This is a genomic window from Bifidobacterium sp. LH_417 (assembly GCF_056357035.1).
Genome location: NZ_JBKEVI010000023.1, coordinates 1 through 16,801, shown reverse-complemented (window position 1 = coordinate 16,801; position 16,801 = coordinate 1). Strand labels below are relative to the sequence as shown.

The 16,801-nt window shown below is 65.4% G+C and carries 12 protein-coding genes; 6 read left to right on the top strand and 6 right to left on the bottom strand.

All coding sequences use genetic code 11. The features are described from left to right. Positions 1-24 precede the first annotated feature (24 nt). The 4 genes from AC1AYR_RS10640 to AC1AYR_RS10625 all read right to left on the bottom strand — a co-directional run bounded on the left by AC1AYR_RS10640 (position 25) and on the right by AC1AYR_RS10625 (position 5,100). On the bottom strand, positions 25-1,140 hold the full coding sequence (locus AC1AYR_RS10640; RefSeq protein ID WP_133125397.1) for a hypothetical protein: 1,116 nt from the start codon (positions 1,138-1,140) through the stop codon (positions 25-27). 908 nt (positions 1,141-2,048) lie between these two features. Then, on the bottom strand, positions 2,049-2,924 hold the full coding sequence (gene gnd, locus AC1AYR_RS10635; RefSeq protein WP_034525618.1) for a phosphogluconate dehydrogenase (NAD(+)-dependent, decarboxylating): 876 nt from the start codon (positions 2,922-2,924) through the stop codon (positions 2,049-2,051). Between the two features lie 151 nt (positions 2,925-3,075). Next, on the bottom strand, positions 3,076-4,404 hold the full coding sequence (locus tag AC1AYR_RS10630; protein ID WP_476512602.1) for a GntP family permease: 1,329 nt from the start codon (positions 4,402-4,404) through the stop codon (positions 3,076-3,078). 168 nt (positions 4,405-4,572) lie between these two features. Continuing rightward, a complete protein-coding gene (locus AC1AYR_RS10625) occupies positions 4,573-5,100 on the bottom strand; it encodes a gluconokinase (RefSeq protein WP_476512603.1) in 528 nt (175 codons plus the stop codon). Between the two features lie 161 nt (positions 5,101-5,261). Between AC1AYR_RS10625 and AC1AYR_RS10620 the strand changes: the two genes are divergently transcribed. Both AC1AYR_RS10620 and gdhA read left to right on the top strand, forming a co-directional pair. Next, complete coding sequence (locus AC1AYR_RS10620) at positions 5,262-6,038, top strand: FadR/GntR family transcriptional regulator (protein ID WP_476512604.1); 777 nt, start codon at positions 5,262-5,264, stop codon at positions 6,036-6,038. A gap of 155 nt (positions 6,039-6,193) precedes the next feature. Beyond that, positions 6,194-7,540: an NADP-specific glutamate dehydrogenase gene (gene gdhA / locus AC1AYR_RS10615; RefSeq protein ID WP_476512605.1), complete on the top strand. Its 1,347-nt coding sequence runs from the start codon at positions 6,194-6,196 to the stop codon at positions 7,538-7,540. Positions 7,541-7,765: 225 nt separating this feature from the next. Here the strand turns inward: gdhA and lacZ are convergent, their stop codons facing one another. After that, complete coding sequence (lacZ, locus tag AC1AYR_RS10610) at positions 7,766-11,083, bottom strand: beta-galactosidase, LacZ type (RefSeq protein ID WP_476512606.1); 3,318 nt, start codon at positions 11,081-11,083, stop codon at positions 7,766-7,768. A gap of 423 nt (positions 11,084-11,506) precedes the next feature. Here lacZ and AC1AYR_RS10605 point away from each other — a divergent pair, with 423 nt between their 5' ends. Both AC1AYR_RS10605 and AC1AYR_RS10600 read left to right on the top strand, forming a co-directional pair. Next, on the top strand, positions 11,507-13,063 hold the full coding sequence (locus AC1AYR_RS10605; protein WP_476512607.1) for a glycoside-pentoside-hexuronide (GPH):cation symporter: 1,557 nt from the start codon (positions 11,507-11,509) through the stop codon (positions 13,061-13,063). Positions 13,064-13,318: 255 nt separating this feature from the next. Further along, a complete protein-coding gene (locus AC1AYR_RS10600; RefSeq protein ID WP_101622142.1) occupies positions 13,319-14,335 on the top strand; it encodes a LacI family DNA-binding transcriptional regulator in 1,017 nt (338 codons plus the stop codon). A 224-nt stretch (positions 14,336-14,559) separates the two neighbouring features. Here the strand turns inward: AC1AYR_RS10600 and AC1AYR_RS10595 are convergent, their stop codons facing one another. Then, complete coding sequence (locus tag AC1AYR_RS10595) at positions 14,560-15,228, bottom strand: endonuclease III domain-containing protein (protein WP_101622143.1); 669 nt, start codon at positions 15,226-15,228, stop codon at positions 14,560-14,562. A gap of 460 nt (positions 15,229-15,688) precedes the next feature. Between AC1AYR_RS10595 and AC1AYR_RS10590 the strand changes: the two genes are divergently transcribed. Both AC1AYR_RS10590 and AC1AYR_RS10585 read left to right on the top strand, forming a co-directional pair. Next, the gene (locus AC1AYR_RS10590) at positions 15,689-16,270 is read left to right on the top strand and encodes an IS607 family transposase (RefSeq protein WP_476512608.1); all 582 of its coding nucleotides are present in this window, start codon (positions 15,689-15,691) and stop codon (positions 16,268-16,270) included. Continuing rightward, the coding region (locus AC1AYR_RS10585) for a helix-turn-helix domain-containing protein (RefSeq protein WP_476512609.1) at positions 16,263-16,801 on the top strand (539 nt) is incomplete at its 3' end. The genes AC1AYR_RS10590 and AC1AYR_RS10585, both read left to right, overlap by 8 nt.

Here is a 16,801-nt window from a genome sequence, read left to right as displayed (position 1 = left end):
GCCCTCACGGCTCGAATCCGGGACTCAGAACGAGATGCCTTCGCTCTTGGCCTTCGCCATGAAATCGCTGACCTCGTGATCGTCGACGGACACCGCATCCTTGTCGCTGAGCTTCAGATCCACCGTGGCATGTCCGGTCGAATCGCCGTCGACCGTGACCTCCAGCTCGTTGAGCGAGCGCTTGGCACCATAGTCGACCATCACTTCAACGGACGGCAGGGCACCGCTGTCGTAATCGCCTTCGGCGAGCTTCCGCACGGCCTTGTCGAATTCGCTGTCGGCTTCGCTGGACGAGTATCCCTCCTGCTCGCGCAGCTGCTTGACGAGGTACGCGCGCAGTTCGGGATACTGCTTCTCGTTCTTCTGCCAGTACCCGCCGATGTCCTGCAGGAACGCATCCAGGTCGAGGTCATAAGTCAGACGCGTGCTGCCGCCGGATTTCACGCGCTCCTGCTTGGGGAAGATCTTGCTTTGCACATCCTTTTTCTCCAAGTGTTCGCCGAAGTACTTGAGAGCGAACTTCGCGTACTCCTTCTGCACGGATTCGTTCATCTGGCCTTCGTTCCAACGCTTCACGTCGTAGTTGTCGTCCAGTTGCTTCGCACCCTTGTTGAACGTCTGCAACGCGCCGGCGAAGTCCCAGTGGCCGTTGTTCACGACGGCGTCCTTCGTGTCGAGGATGACGTCGTCCCACTCGCTGCCGGCGAGGTCGCGGATCGCATTGCGGATGTCGCCGCGCGACGCGTAGGCGTACTGGGTTTCCACGTCACCGGTCCAATAGGATTTGCTCTGCATGGAGAAGCCGAAGTTGCCGTTCTGCCAGGCGACGGCGATACGCCCGTAATCGTCGCTCTTCGTGGTGAAGTACAGCATCGACGAATCGGTATCCGTACCGAGCGACCACGCGCCGTCGGCGGAGAAAGCGCCGGTCTCGTCGCTGCTGCCGGAAATCTCGTAGCGCGTGCTGGAAAGCTTGCCGACCGATGCGATCGCGTCGGAAGTAACGACGATCGGGTTGTTCGGACGGAATCCGAGCAGTGCCTTCACCGCGGTGAGATTCGGAATGATGATGGCGAGCGCGATGACCACGAGCACCGCCACGATGCCGCCCACGATAGCCGCGATCTTGCCGCCACTCATCCTGCGCTTCGCCGCGACGGGACGCATCGGCGCCCCGGGGGCACCGGAAACACCGGGCATTCCGGGAGCGCCCGGCACTCCGGGTACGGCAGGAGCGCCAGGGACGGGAGAAACCACGGAAGAGGACGGGACTCCGGGAACGGGAGGAACCGTACCGGAGGCCGTCGGGAAGGGCGATTGCGCGGGAGCGCCTGGACCGACGCCCGTGACGGCCGGAGGCGTCGCGGGATTCCCGGAATTGGGTGCCGGGATGGGCGAAGGATCGGGCGAGGGGATTCCTCCCATCATTCCGCCGGGAACCGCCGGCACGGCGGGAGCCGCCGGCGCAACGGGCGGCACCGGCGCGAACTGCTGCGTGGGGGCCGGTGGAGTCTGGGGGAGCGGCGGCAATGCCTGCGTCGGTTGGGTGGAGATGGGCGGCACCGGCTGCTGCGGCAATGCCTGCGTCGGCATGGCGTGCGGATCGGCGGCATACGGATTGATTGGTATGGGACCAGTTGGAGCAGGGCCGGATGGCACGGAGACCTGCGGCATCGGCGCGGAAACCGGATTGAGTCCCTGCGCGGAGACCGGAGCCCCGCACGATGCGCAGAATTGTTCTCCGACCGGTACCGGTCTCCCGCATTGCTTGCAGATGTTCATTGTTCCGACCACCCTTCCCACCGGCATACCGGCGTTTACGTCGGCTTCCCCACCAGCCTCATGAACCGTCTTTGGCCGACCGTTTCTCCCATTCTATCGCCGGGAGACCAATCGGAAAGCCCGGGACACGGCAATCGCCATGTCCCGGGCTTTCCGGAATCATGAGGGTGAGCATAGGTCTTCGGAAGACTTCGGAGAATCGACCTAGAACACGCTCAACGTGCTGGGAAACGCGATCCACACCTCACAGGCGCGGCCAACACGCCTCAGGCCTTGGTCACGTGGCCGCCGAACTGGGCGCGCATCGTGGAGACGACGCGCAGCGTGTCGTCGCCGCCGCCGCGCGAAGTCTGGCGGGCGTACAGCGCGGCCGCGGTGGCCGGAGTGGGCACGCCGAGTTCGAGCGCCGCCTCGATCATCCACTTCGCCTCGCCGGACTCGTTGGCGACCGGCGGCATCGATTCGAGCGTCGGATCGTCCTTGAACGCGTTGGCGAGCAGGTCGAGCAGCCAGGATCCGACGACGGAACCGGACTTCCACGAGGTCATCACGGCGGCCGGATCGTCGACGAGCTCGGAGCGGACCATCGTGGCGAAGCCTTCGCCGAACGCCTGCATCATGCCGTATTCGATGCCGTTGTGCACCATCTTGGCGAAGTGGCCGCCGCCGACCGGGCCGGCGAGCACGAGACCGTAGTCGTCGTTCGGCTTCAGGGTCTCGTAGATCGGGCGCATGAACTCGAAGTCCTCCTTCGAGCCGCCGACCATGAGCGCGTAGCCGCGGTCGATGCCCCACACGCCGCCGGAGACGCCGCAGTCCATGAAGCGGATGCCGAGCTTGCCGAGCTCCTCGGCGTGGCGGGCGTCGTCTACATAACGGGTGTTGCCGCCGTCGACGATCATGTCGCCGGCTTCGAGGAGCTCGCCGAGGCGGGTGATGGTGTCGTCGGTCGGCTTGCCGGCCGGGACCATGACCCACACGACGCGCGGGGCGTCGAGCGCGGCGACGAGGGCTTCGAGCGAGTCGACGTCGCGGCCCGATTCGGGGGACATGTCGTAGCCGACGACCTGGTGGCCTCCGGCGACGAGACGCTTGGCCATGTTGCCGCCCATGCGGCCGAGTCCGATCATTCCGATCTGCATTTCAGTGTCCTTTCACAGCGATGTGGATGCGATGTGGATGCGATGTGGATATTCGACGTTTCCAGGGGATTGGAGGCGATGCGAGGGTTCGAAGGATTTCGAGAGATGGGCCGGCCCGAAGCGGTTTCCCCGGACGGACCGGCCCGGGACGTCATAGGACGAGGGAGAGGAGCATGACGCAGCCGAGGCCGACGACGGAGAGCACGGTCTCCATCAGGGACCAGGTCTTCAGCGTCTGCGAGACGGACATGCCGAAGTACTCCTTGACGAGCCAGAAGCCGGCGTCGTTGAGGTGGGAGAAGAACACGGAGCCGGCGCCGATGGCGAGCACGAGCAGCGCCAGGTGGGTCGGGCTCATGCCCTGCGCGAGCGGCACCATGATGCCGGAGGCGGTCACGGTCGCGACGGTCGCGGAACCGGTGGCGAGGCGGATGAGCACGGCGACCAGCCAGCCGGCGATGAGCGGGTTCATCGCGGATTCGGTGATGCCGTTGGCGATCACGTCGCCGATGCCGGAGTCGACGAGGGTCTGCTTGAAACCACCGCCGGCGGCCACGATGAACACGATGCCGGCCACGGAGGCGAAGGACTTGCCGACCTCGCCGTTGATGAACTCGCGGGTGCGGCCCTGCATGAAGCCAAGCAGAATCATCGCGACGACGGCGGTGATGAACAGGGCGGTGAGCGGCGTGCCGATGAAGACGAGCACGCGACCCCACAGGGCTTCCTTCTGGCCGGTCAGGTCGACGACGGAGGCGGCGAGCATGAGCACGACGGGCAGGAGGATCACGGTCATCGCCTGGGCGAAGGAGGGGCGCTTGGACTCGTCCTTGACGGCTTCCTTCTCGGCCGCCTGCTCGGGCGCCTGGATCGGCACCCACTTGGCCATGATGCGGCCCATCAGCGGGCCGGAGATGATGACGGTCGGGATGGCGACGAGCAGGCCGAGGCCGAGGGTGACGCCGAGGTTCGCGTTGAGCGCGGAGATCGCGACCAGCGGGCCGGGATGCGGCGGCACGAACGCGTGCAGCGTGGACAGGCCGGCGAGCGCGGGGATGCCGATCAGCACGACGGGCATCTTGGCGCGGCGTGCGGCGAACAGGACCACCGGGATGAGGATGACGACGCCGACCTCGAAGAACATCGGGATGCCGACGATGAACGCGATGAGCGCCATCGCCCACGGCAGCATCTGCAGCGGCGTCTTCGCCATGATCGTGTCGACGATCACGTCGGCGCCGCCGGAGGCGAACAGGAGGGTGCCGACGATCGCGCCGAAGCCGATGAGCAGGCCGACGTTGGAGACGGTCGAGCCGACGCCGGACGTGAAGCTGTTCCACGATTCGTCGAACGGGACGCCGGCGCATACGGCCATGACGAACGAGCCGACCATGAGGGAGATGAACGGGTGGACCTTGGCCACGGCGATGAGCAGCACGATGGCCGCGATGCCGACGATGGCCGCGATGATGAGATTCATGGGTTGTTCCTTACAGTCGTTGGAAGGATGTCTTGGCGGGGCGTACCCCCTCCGTCCGGCTTCGCCGGCCACCTCCCCCTGAAAGGGGGAGGAAGATTCGAGCTGCGCCCCCTTCAGGGGGAGCTGGCGCGCGAAGCGCGACTGAGGGGGTTATGGAGGACCGGCGGCTCAGGCCGCGACGGGGACCTTGCTTTCCTGGTAGGCCTTGACGGCGGCGACGGCCTGTTCGACGACTTCGTCGATGGTGCCGTCGACGGGGACGACGACGCCGTTCTCGTCCGGTCCGAGCGGCTGAAGGTCGGCGAACTGGCTGGCGAGCAGCGACGGCGGCATGAAGTGGTCCTTGCGGGCGGACAGGCGACTGTAGATCAGCTCCTCGGAGCCGGCGAGGTGTACGAAGAACACGTCGACGTTCTCGCCGAGCAGATCGCGGTAGGCGCGTTTCAGAGCGGAGCTGGAGACGACGGTGTTCTGGTCGAGGGCCTCGCGGGCGACCATCCACGTGTTGATGACGCGCAGCCAGGGCCAGCGGTCCTCGTCGGTCAGCGGGTGGCCGGCGCTCATCTTGTCGATGTTGGCCTGCGGGTGGAAGTCATCGCCTTCGGCCATGGTGTAGCCCAGTCGGTCGCGGATCGCTTCCGCCACAGTGGATTTGCCGCATCCGGCGACGCCCATCACGACGACATGAATGCTCATTGGTGAATCTCCTTTGGTTCCGTCGGTCAACTACCTCGTTGATTTGTTGATATGACTATACGATGTTTTAATCGTATTTGTCAAGTCAAAAGTACTACTTTTCCGAAAATCGTTCGATTTTTCCGCGGAATAGTATGATGAGACGAGTCAAGGAGGGCATCATGGGCGACGACACCACCGGAACGCAGCCGGCATCGCGGGCGGCATCGCAGTCACGGACGAAGCCATCGGCGAAGCCGAATCTGGAGACTCCGAGCGAGCTGCTGCACCAGGCCATCACCGACGAACTCGCCGTCGACATCCTCGACGGACGCTGGAACCCCGGCGAACCGCTCACGCTGGAAGCCATCCAGGACCGTTTCTCCACATCACGCACCGTCGCGCGCGAAGTCGCCAAATACCTGGAATCGATGAACGCCGTGACCGTGCGCCGCCGCGTCGGCCTCGTCCCGAGGCCGGTCGCGGAATGGGCGGCGCTCAACACGCAGGTCATCCGCTGGAAGCTCATGTCGACGCGGCGCAAGGAGCAGCTGCGCGCGCTCACCGAACTGCGCCTCGCCATCGAACCGGCGGCGGCGGCCGCAGCCGCGCGCAACGCGGCGATGGAGGCGAAGGCGATGTTCCCCGTGATGGCGGGGGAACTGCGCAGACTCGGCGAGACCGGTGACCTCGCCGACTTCCACGACCTCGACGTGCGGTTCCACTCGGCGCTGCTGCTTAACAGCGGCAACGAACTGTTCGCCGGCATGGCGGACATCATCGGCATCGTGCTCAAGGGCCGCGTCGAGCTGCACATGTACCCGCAACGGCCCGAACCGGCCGCGCTCGACGCGCATGACGCCGTCGCCGAGGCGGTGTGGCGCGGCGAGCCGGACCGTGCGCGCGAGGCGATGCACGCCATCGTCGACGAGGTCGCCGAGGCGCTCGACCTGACGTGAACTGACGTGAGCGCGGCGGACGGCGCGGACGCGTCCACACGCCGCCGCATGTCCACCTGATGGCGAATATCATCCCCACCTCTTGAGCGTTTCTCGATTTCGCACCTACAATCGGAACCGTCTATTGATGGTCCAACCCAAAGGGGAGTTTCACTATGCTCACGAACGAGTACGTCAAGCGCGTCTATGCGCAGGTCGAGAAGCGCGACGGCGATCAGCCGGAGTTCCTGCAGGCCGTGCAGGAGGTCTTCGAAAGCCTGCAGCCGGTCGTCGAGAAGCATCCGGAATACGAGAAGGCGGGCGTGCTCGAGCGCATCGTCGAGCCGGAGCGCGTGGTCAAGTTCCGCGTCGCCTGGACCGACGACGAGGGCAAGGTGCAGGTCAACCGCGGCTACCGCGTCCAGTTCAACTCCGCGATCGGCCCGTACAAGGGCGGCCTGCGCTTCCACCCGACCGTGAACGAGGGCGTCATCAAGTTCCTCGGCTTCGAGCAGATCCTCAAGAACTCGCTGACCACGCTGCCGATGGGCGGCGGCAAGGGCGGCTCCGACTTCGACCCGAAGGGCAAGTCCGACGCCGAGGTCATGCGCTTCTGCCAGGCGTTCATGACCGAGCTGTGCCGGCACATCGGCCAGTTCACCGACGTGCCGGCCGGCGACATCAACGTGGGCGCGCGCGAGATCGGCTACCTGTTCGGCCAGTACAAGCGCATCCGCGACGAGTACTCCGGCGTGCTCACCGGCAAGGGCCTGGAGTTCGGCGGCTCGCTCGCCCGCACCGAGGCCACCGGTTACGGCGTCTGCTACTACACGGCCGAGGCGCTGCGCGTGCTCAAGGGCGATTCGTTCGAAGGCAAGACCGTCGTGATCTCCGGTTCCGGCAACGTCGCGATCTACGCGACCGAGAAGGCCGAGCAGCTGGGCGCGAAGGTCGTCACCGTGTCCGACTCCAACGGCTACGTCGTCGATCCGGAAGGCATCAAGGTGGACGTCGTCAAGCAGATCAAGGAGGTCGAGCGCGGCCGCATCAAGGAGTACGCGGAGCGCGTGCCGGGCGCCGAATATCACGAGGGCTGCTCGGGCGTGTGGACCGTGCCGTGCGACATCGCGCTGCCGTGCGCCACGCAGAACGAGATTGACGAGAAGTCGGCCGAGGCGCTGGTCGCCGGCGGATGCAAGGTCGTGTGCGAGGGCGCGAACATGCCGTCCACGCCGGAGGCCATCGCCGTGTACCAGAAGAACGGCCTGCTGTACGGCCCGGCCAAGGCCGCGAACGCGGGCGGCGTGGCCGTCTCCGGCTTGGAGATGAGCCAGAACAGCTACCGCCTGAGCTGGACGTTCGACGAGGTGGACGCGAAGCTCAAGTCCATCATGGAGTCGATCGTCGCCGAGTCGCTGAAGGCGGCCAAGGAGTACGGACATGAGGGCGATCTGATGCTCGGCGCGAACGCCGCCGGCTTCGTCAAGGTCGCCAACGCCATGGTCGCCCAGGGCGTGCTGTGATCATCTCGGCCCCCTCTGACGAGGGGGCCGTCAGCCGTAAGCTGACTGGGGGAGAGAAGAAAGAGCGGCCGCAGGCCGCGGGAACATCGTATCGGCCGTAGGCCGATTCCGCTTCCTGCGGCCTGCGGCCGACCTCACATCGGCTCGCCTGTCGGCTCACACATCGCCTACAAACGCCTCCGGCGTTTGCTTCACGGCGATGTCCCGTCAGAGGGGGCCGAGTTGTTACAGCAGCTCGAGGGTCACGTCGAGCTTGAGCGGGCGGTCGGCGGGCAGCTGGAACTCGTCATGCACCGGGGCGCCCCAGGTGTCGTCGCCTCCGACACCCATCTGGGCGGCGAGCAGACGCAGGTACGTGTTGCGCACCGGCGGCAGCTCGTCGGGGTGCATGGCCTCCTCGAGCATCAGCGAGCTGTACGGCAGCAGGCTCACCGCGAACGGCGAAGCCTCGCCCTCCGAAGCACCGCACCCGCGCACGTCGCCCGCCGAAACGCGCATGCCGTGCCCGTATTCGTCGGTGATCTCCGCCCAGCGCACCTGCTCGTGGTTGCCGGTCTCCTGCGGCACGAGGTAGGGCGCGAAGTCCTCCTCGGCCGTGCGCGAGTACACGCCGAGCTTCGCGCCGTGCAGGCGGTCGGCGTACGTTTCCTCAGGTCCGAGTCCGTAGAACTTCAGGCGGTCGTACTGCGCGGGCAGCTTCCATTCGAGTCCGAATGCGGGCAGCGTCGCCGCGCCGGCCTCGCCCGGGTATTCGACCGTCAGATGCACGCGCAGACGGTCGTCCACGTCGTAGCGCACGACGACCGGCGTGTGCGCGGCGTCGGCGAGTTCGTAGTCGTAGCGCGCGGTCAGGCCGTGACCGTCGGCCGTCGGTTCCACCGACGTGCCGGTCACGCGCGCGTACCGGCCGGCCGCGAACCACTGCGCGCGGTCGAATCCGGAACCGTTGCCGCGGTCGTTGTCGACGAGCGCGCGGAACGTCGTGAGGTTCGGGCGGCGGATGACCATCTCGCGTCCGTCGCGGCGGAACGACACGATGCCGCCCTGCGTCTTCGACAGGATGATTTCGTCGCGATCGTCGTGGATGCCGGCGTTGAAGCCGTCGGCGGCAACGGTCGCGCGCGTCGCGGCGTCGCGGCCGCGACCGCACGCGTCGCCGCAACCGCACGAACCCGTACCGTCGCCGGAACCCGCGCCGTCCACGGACACGACGGCCGTGTGCTGCCCGAACGTGAGCTCGTACCCGGCCGGCGCCCAGTCGGTGGGCGCGGCAAGCCGCTGATCGACCTCATACGTGACCTCGTACCGGCCGCCGGCCACGCCGCAACCACAACCGCAGCCACACCTGCAACCGCAGCCGCAACCACCGGCACCGGCCACGTCCACCAAATCGGTGATCGCCGGGAATCCGACGGCCTCACGGCGGGTCTCGCCTGCCGGCACGTCGAAGCGGTAGTCGGCGTGCCAGCGTTCGACGCCGTCGACGAGCACGCGCGCGGTGAACACGTAATCGGCGGTGGAGACGAACAGATTGTCGTTCGTGACGGTCACGCCGTGCGCGTCCGGCACGAGCTTGACGTTCGCGTAGCACTGCTTGACTTCGGCGGCCTTGGGGGAGGGGGTGCGGTCGGCGAACACGATGCCGTCGCCGCTGAACTCGTAGTCGTTCGGACGGTCGTCGAAGTCGCCGCCGTAGGCGAGGCGCTCGGTGCCGTCGGGCAGGCGCTGGACGAGCGCCTGGTCGACGAAGTCCCAGATGAAGCCACCCTGGTACTTCGGGTGCTTCTCAAGCGCCGTGTACAGGTGCAGGCCGCCGGTGGAGTTGCCCATCGAATGGCTGTATTCGCAGGAGATGTACGGCTTGGCGTCGTCGCCCATGTACAGTTCCTCGATCTCGGCGGGCTTCGCGTACATGCGGCTCATCACGTCGGACACGTCGTTGAATTCCTGCTGCCAGAACACGCCCTCGTAGTGGACCGGGCGATGCGGGTCGTTCGCGTGCACGAAGTCGTACATGGAACGGAACACGTCGCCGCCGTAGGATTCGTTGCCGAGCGACCAGATGACGACGCTCGGATGGTTGTAGTCGCGGCGCATCATGCTGCGCGTGCGGTCGACGCACGCCTCGCGCCATTCGTCGCGGCTCGCGGGCACGGCGAGTTCGGGCGTGAGCACGTCGCCGGGGGAGGTCCAGCTGCCGTGCGTCTCGAGGTTCGTCTCGTCGATCACGTAGATGCCGTATTCGTCGCACAGTTCGTACCAGCGGCTCTCGTTCGGGTAGTGCGAGGTGCGCACGGCGTTGATGTTGTGGCGTTTGAAGAAGCGGATGTCGGCGATCATGTCCGATTCGGGCACGGTGCGGGCGGTGCGGGCGTCGAATTCGTGACGGTTGACGCCCTTGAACACGATGCGCTTGCCGTTGAGTTTCATCAGTCCGTCTTCGATGGCGAAACGGCGGAAGCCGATGCGCTGCGGGACGGCTTCGACGAGCGCGCCGGCGGCGTCCGTCACGACGAGTTCCAGCGTGTAGAGGGTCGGGTTCTCGGCGCTCCACGGCTCGACGCGGCCGACGTTCGCCTGCCACGTGACCACGTCGCCGCCCGCCGCGGCGGCGGTCACGTCGGCGGCGGACTTGGTCTCGCCCCACACGACCGTGCCATCGGCGTCGCGCAGCGCGAGGTCGACGGTCGCGCCTGTGTTGTCCGCGATGGCGTCGTCGAGGCCGTCCACCGTCGCGACGACGTCGAGCACGCCCTCGCCGGTCGAGGCGTCATAGTCGGCGTCGACCTTGAGGTCGGCGACGTGGACGCGCGGATGCACGGCGAGTTCGACACTGCGGAAGATGCCGTGCAGGCGCCAGAAGTCCTGGTCCTCCAGCCAGCTCGCGGAGGTGAACTCGAAGCAGGCGACGGCGAGCGTGTTCGCGCCTTCGCGGATGATTCCGGTGACGTCAAACTCGCTCGGGGTGAAGGAGTCCTCGGCGTAGCCGACGAACGTGCCGTTGAGCCACACGGCGATCGCGGTGGCGGCGCCGTGGAAGGTGAGGGTGACGGTGCGTCCATCGCGGATCGCGGCGGCGGTCTTCGGAGCGGGGGCGAACGCGCGGCGGTACAGGGCGACGTGGTTGTGTTCGGGGATGCCGGGCGCGACCGGGGCCTCGTGGCCGGACCACGGGTACTGCTGGTTCACGTACTGGTGCTTGAGGAATCCCTTGACTTCGAGCGCGGAGGGCACGTCGATGGGGGAGAATGCGGAGTCGTCGTAGGCGGGCTGGGCGAAGGCGGCTTCGGCGAGCGCGCTCTTGCCGTAGTCGGCGAGGTCCACAAGTTCGACCTTCCACGTGCCGTCGAGGCTCTGCTTGAGGTCGGACGCCTCGCCCGCGGCCGGGACGTGGTCGTAGGCGCGGTGGCTGGAGTGGGCGGCGAGGCGGTTGACGGCGAACGTGCGCGGGTCGGTGAGCCATGCCGGATCGAGGCGGTCGGCGGCGACCGGTTGCGCGGATGATTGCCCGCCTGTCCATCCGGCTGTGGTGAGACTGGTCATAATCATTGCCTTTCTGCTGGTCCCGATGGTGCGCCGATGCTTGATTGTTGTGCACCACGACTTCGTGATTTCCCACCGGGATAAATCGTTTACTAAATTTACCGTCGCCAATACGATAACGCAACCACGACACGCGCCCACTCCGACAGCAGGGCATTTCAATCACCGCACGCCCACCAACGCAACATCACACGCAACATCACACGCAACATCACACGCAACATCACACACAACACCGCACACCGCACCACCAACACCAACCTCCGGCAGCACGCCAACACACTCGCGACACGCCTTACCGACAGCCGTTTTTATAACGATATTTAGTTACGATTTTACTTATTCTAAGTAATGCGATACGCTCAATCACATCTGTCCGGACAACAACGTCCGGGCGGCTTCACCGTCGAAAGAAGGCACAGGATGTCCGCCACGCCCACGGAACCCACGCATACGCCATCAACCCAGCAATCCGATCCGCAACGACCGGCAGCACCGCACCCGAACCAATCCGCCACGACCACCGCACCGACGATCCATAAAGGGCGTCTCGCCGCCTACGCGTTCGGCAACTTCGGCCAGGCACTCTTCTACAACGCGCTGAGCACCTACTTCGTGGTCTACGCGACCACGTCGCTGTTCGCCGGCATCGACAAGGCCCTCGCGGCCAAGCTCATCGGCGTCATCACCTCGCTCGTGATGATCATCCGCATCGCCGAGATCTTCATCGCCCCGCTGCTCGGCAACCTCGTCGACAACACCACCACGCGAATCGGCCGGTTCCGCCCATGGCAGTTCATCGGCGGCACCGTCTCCGCCATCCTGCTGCTCATCATCTTCACCGGCATGTTCGGCCTGGTGAACGTCAACACCACCGCGTTCATCATCACGTTCGTCATCGTGTTCATCGTGCTCGACGTGTTCTACTCGCTGCGCGACATCTCCTACTGGGGCATGGTGCCGGCCATCTCCTCCGACTCGCACGAACGCTCCGTCTACACCGCCGCCGGCACGCTGTTCGGCTCGCTCGGCTACAACGGTCTGACCATCGCCGTCATCCCGATCACCACGATGTTCGCGATGGACCACACCACGCAGACGCAGGGCGGTTGGACCGCGTTCGGCGTCATCGTCGCGCTCATCGGCATCCTCACCTGCTGGACCGTCGGCTTCGGCGTCAAGGAGAACGACAGCGCGCTGCGCAGGAAAGCCGAGGCGAACGGCAACCCGCTGCAGGCGTTCAAGGCGCTCGGACGCAACGACCAGCTGCTGTGGACCGCCCTCGCCTACCTGTTCTACTCGTTCGCGAACGTGGCCACCGGCGGCGTGATGGTGTACCTGTTCAAATACGTCGTCAACCGTTCCGACCTGTTCTCGATCACCGGCATCATCCCGTTCGTGGCGGGCATCCTGCTCGCGCCGCTGTTCCCGATCGTCACGCGCCGCGTCCCACGCAAGGCCGTGTTCCTCACGGGCGTCGCGATGATGGGATGCGCCTACGTGCTGTTCATCATCGCGCCGACCAACATCACGGTCGTCATCACCGCGCTGGTGCTCTTCTACGCGCCGCAGACGCTCATCCAGATGACCGGCATCCTGTGCCTCGAAGACTCCGTCGAATACGGACAGCTCAAGACCGGCCGCCGCAACGAGGCCGTGACGCTCTCCGTGCGCCCGATGCTCGACAAGATCGCCGGCGCGTTGTCCAACGGATTCGTCGGCTTCGTGGCCGTCGCCGCCGGCATGATCGGCACGGCCACGGCCGGCGACATGACCCCGGCGAACATCGCCACGTTCAAGGGGTTCGCGTTCTACATGCCGCTCGCGTTCATCGTGATCAGCTTCCTCACGTTCCTGTTCGGCGTGAAGCTCAGCGAGAAGGCGCATGCCCGCATCGTGCGCCAACTCGAGGCCGGCATGGGCGGCGACGGCGAGCCGGAATACGGCAAGGAGATCGCCAAGGCCGCGTTGCTCGGCTAGCGAGGTACCTACCGTCAAGGCCGCGTGACGTCGGTTCGATCCCCGTCGATCACGGTCGGTTCCCAGACTCTCACGGTTCCCTCCTTGGTGTGCCACGGTTTTCCGTTGCACACCAAGGAGGGAACCGTGCTAACGAGGGAGGGAACCGTGACAATCGATGAGCCCGGTGCGCCCGCGCGCGACGCCGTGCGATATGATGGGATTAGTAAACGAATTTACCTGTGATTCCGCAAGGGAGCGTACTGAACAACCATCATGGTCACGATCAAGGAGATAGCGAAGCAGGCCGGCTTCTCACCGGCGACGGTCTCCCGTCTGCTCAACGGCGACCCGACGTTCTCCGTCAAGGAGGAGACCCGCCGACGAATCCTCGAGGTGAGCGAGCGCCTCGGCTACGACATGCAGGATCGCCGCGGAGGCATGCCGGCGCTGCGTGACGTGGCCGTGCTGTCCTCGCTCGCCGACGACGAAGAACTGCAGAACGCCTACTTCGCCGAACTGCGCGACGTGCTTCTCGCCGCCGCCGAACAGCGCCGCGTCACGCTCACGTTCCGTTCCGACATCGACCGGCTCATCGAGGAGGCGGACCAGTACGACGGATTCATCTCCATCGGACCGGAGATCCACGCCGCCGAAAGCCTCTCCCGATTGCATGACGCGTTACCGCACGGCGTGTTCATCGACGTGAATCCGGCCCCGAACCTGTTCGATTCGGTACAGCCCGATCTCGCGCAGACCGTACTCGACGCGATCACCGAGGCGCGCCGGCGCGGCATGACGCGCATCGGATTCATCGGCGGCGACGGCTATTCGATGGGCGACTACGAGTATCCGGAGGATAGCCGTTCGATGGCCTACCGCAACTGGTGCGAACGGCTCGGACTTGACACGACCGGATTGTATTTCGTGGGCGGCAAGACCAGTGTGACCACCGGACGCGAGCTCGGACGACGGATCATCGCACAGGTTGGAGACCTGCCCGACTGCTTCATCGTGAGCGCCGACCCGATCACCGTGGGCGTGCTCCAGGAGTTCACGCAGGCCGGCATCGTCGTACCGCGCGACGTGGAACTCATCTCCATCAACAACCAGTCGATCGCCCGCTACACGTCACCGCCGTTGACCACCTATGCCATCGACCTCAAGGCCATGGCGCACACCGCGCTCAGCCAACTCGTCGAATCGGTGAGCTACGGCGGCGACACCAAGCGCCACACGTTCCTCTCCACCAAGCTCGTGGTCCGGGGCAGCTTCACCCCGGCAGGGAAGTGAGACTACATGTTCAAACCTTCGGGGCATCTCAACAGCAGTTTCACCCCGGCGGGGAGTGAGGGCACGCGGGCACGCCCCGCTCTGTAGCGAACGACACGCATAGGCCCGTCTTTCGCTACGGAATCGGCGGCGCACTCCACCCAGCGGGTGCACCGCTCCACGACTCCGCATACAGATCGCCCGCGGCGATATGGGCGCAGGGAACCGACAAACCGCGGTCGGCTCTAACGCCAGCCGGCAAGGAAGGAAGCGGCCTTTGCCCGGTCATCACGGTAGGCCTTGCCGAACTCGTCGATGAGGCCGTGGAACTCCTGAAGCTGTGCGACGTCGAGCCCGGAGGCGAGCACCACGGGCGAGAACGCCTTGTGGAACGCCGGATACCCGGCCGGCACGGCGAACCCAAGGAAGGCGAACAAACGCCGAGCATAGGTGTCGGCGACGAACGCGCGTCGGGAGAACACGTAGAGCATCAGGTCGTCGGCGGTCTCACCCCCGATGCCGAACAACGACAGCAGCTCGGCGCGCAGCGCGTCGTCGGGCACGCCGGCGACGCCACCCGGATCGGCGCCGCACCGATCGACGTACCAGCGGCTCAGCGACCGTAGCGTCCGGGCCTTGTTCCGGTAGAAGCCGGACGAACGGATCAGGTCCTGCAACGCCTGAGAATCCGGTTCCACAGCAGCGATGGCGTGCGGCTCCAGCATGCCCGCCGCCTTCAGCGCCTTCAACGAGCGGTCGACGTTGCCCCATGCGGTGTTCTGCGTGAGCACCGCGCCCACCATGATCTCGAACGGCGTATCCGCCGGCCACCAATCAGTGGGACCCAGCTCCCGTTCCATCACCGCGTACAGCCGCCCGATATCTTCGGGATCCGGGCAACGATAAGACGTCATGATCTGACCGCCATTTCATTTGCAGGAACGATCCACAGGAATATGGCCATGTGGATAGGTGATCCTGTAGGTGATCTTGACTTCGTCTCCGATCATACGGCAATTACCGGGGCCGGTTTGATACCGCGCCCGACATCATGATTCTCGATCGGGGACCGCATGGACTTCGCCCTGCGGCTCTAGGCCCTCACATCCACCGCCGCTGTCGCGGCATGACACCGGCACCGTGACCGCGGCAGCCCCTCGCCAAGGCAATCTTCCCATAAAGGCAGCTTCCCCATAGAAGCAGCCCCATAAAGACGGCATCCCCCATAAAGGCATTCCCCATAAAGGCAACCCCCATAAAGGCATTCCCCATAAAGGCAACCCCCATAAAGGCATTCCCCATTCTCCTATAAGGGTTGTGAACTGCTGAGGCTTTGGTTTGTTTTGCCTTGTTGGTGTGTGATATGATTTGCCTGTGCGTGCGAAGGAATGGGCGGCTCGTGAGGGTTTGAACGAGCAGACGGTGTGGAAGTGGTGTCGTGAGAACCGTATGCCTGTTCCCGTGGAGAAGGCCGGGGGCGTGTGGCTGGTCCACGACCCGAAGTATGAGAAGACGGATATGCCGGCAACCGGTTCGCGCGTCGTGTGCTATGCGCGTGTCTCGTCCTCCGATCGGAAAGCCGACTTGCAGCGTCAGGCGGACAGGTTGAAGGCGTTCGCCATCGATCTGGGAGCGAGGGACATCGAGGTCGTGTCGGAGACCGGTTCCGGCATGAACGACAAACGTCGCAGATTGAACCGCATCCTCGCCGACCCGACCGTGGGCACGATCATCGTGGAGCATCGGGATCGTCTGGCCCGTATGAACGCCGGACTGGTCGAATCCGCGTTGAACGCGCAGGGACGACGACTGATCGTCGTGGACGATTCGGAGTTGGACGACGACTTGGTGCGTGACATGACCGAGGTGTTGACCTCGTTGTGCGCCCGACTGTACGGGCGGCGCGCGGCGAAGAGCAAGGCGGAGGCCGCGTTGAGGGCGGCGCGTGATGCTTGAGGCCGTCAGGGTGGCGTTGGACCCGACGCCGGCGCAGGAACGGTTGCTGTCGTCGCACGCGGGAGCGGCTCGGTTCGCGTACAACGCGGGTCTCGCCCACGTCAAAACCGCCATCGAGGCCGGGGAGAGGCCGGAATGGTCCCTGTATGCGCTGCGCCGCTGGTGGAACGCGAACAAGGACAAGCTGGCCGTGGATGCGGACGGGAAAACGTGGTGGCGGGAGAACTCGAAGGAGGCGTACGGCAGCGGGCTCGGATCGTTGGCGGACGCCCTGTCGAACTGGTCGAAAAGCCGCAAGGGCGAGCGAAAAGGTCGCAGGGTCGGGTTCCCGAGGTTCAAGGCGAAGGACCGCGCCACGCCACGGTTCGCGTACACGACCGGCAGCTTCGGCCTCGTCAAGGACGACCCGAAAGCATTGCGACTGCCGCGTATCGGCCGCGTGCACTGCATGGAGGACGTGACGGGACGCGTGGACGGGGCCAGGGTGCTGCGCATGACGGTCTCGTGCCGCGCGGGGCGCTGGTACGCCGC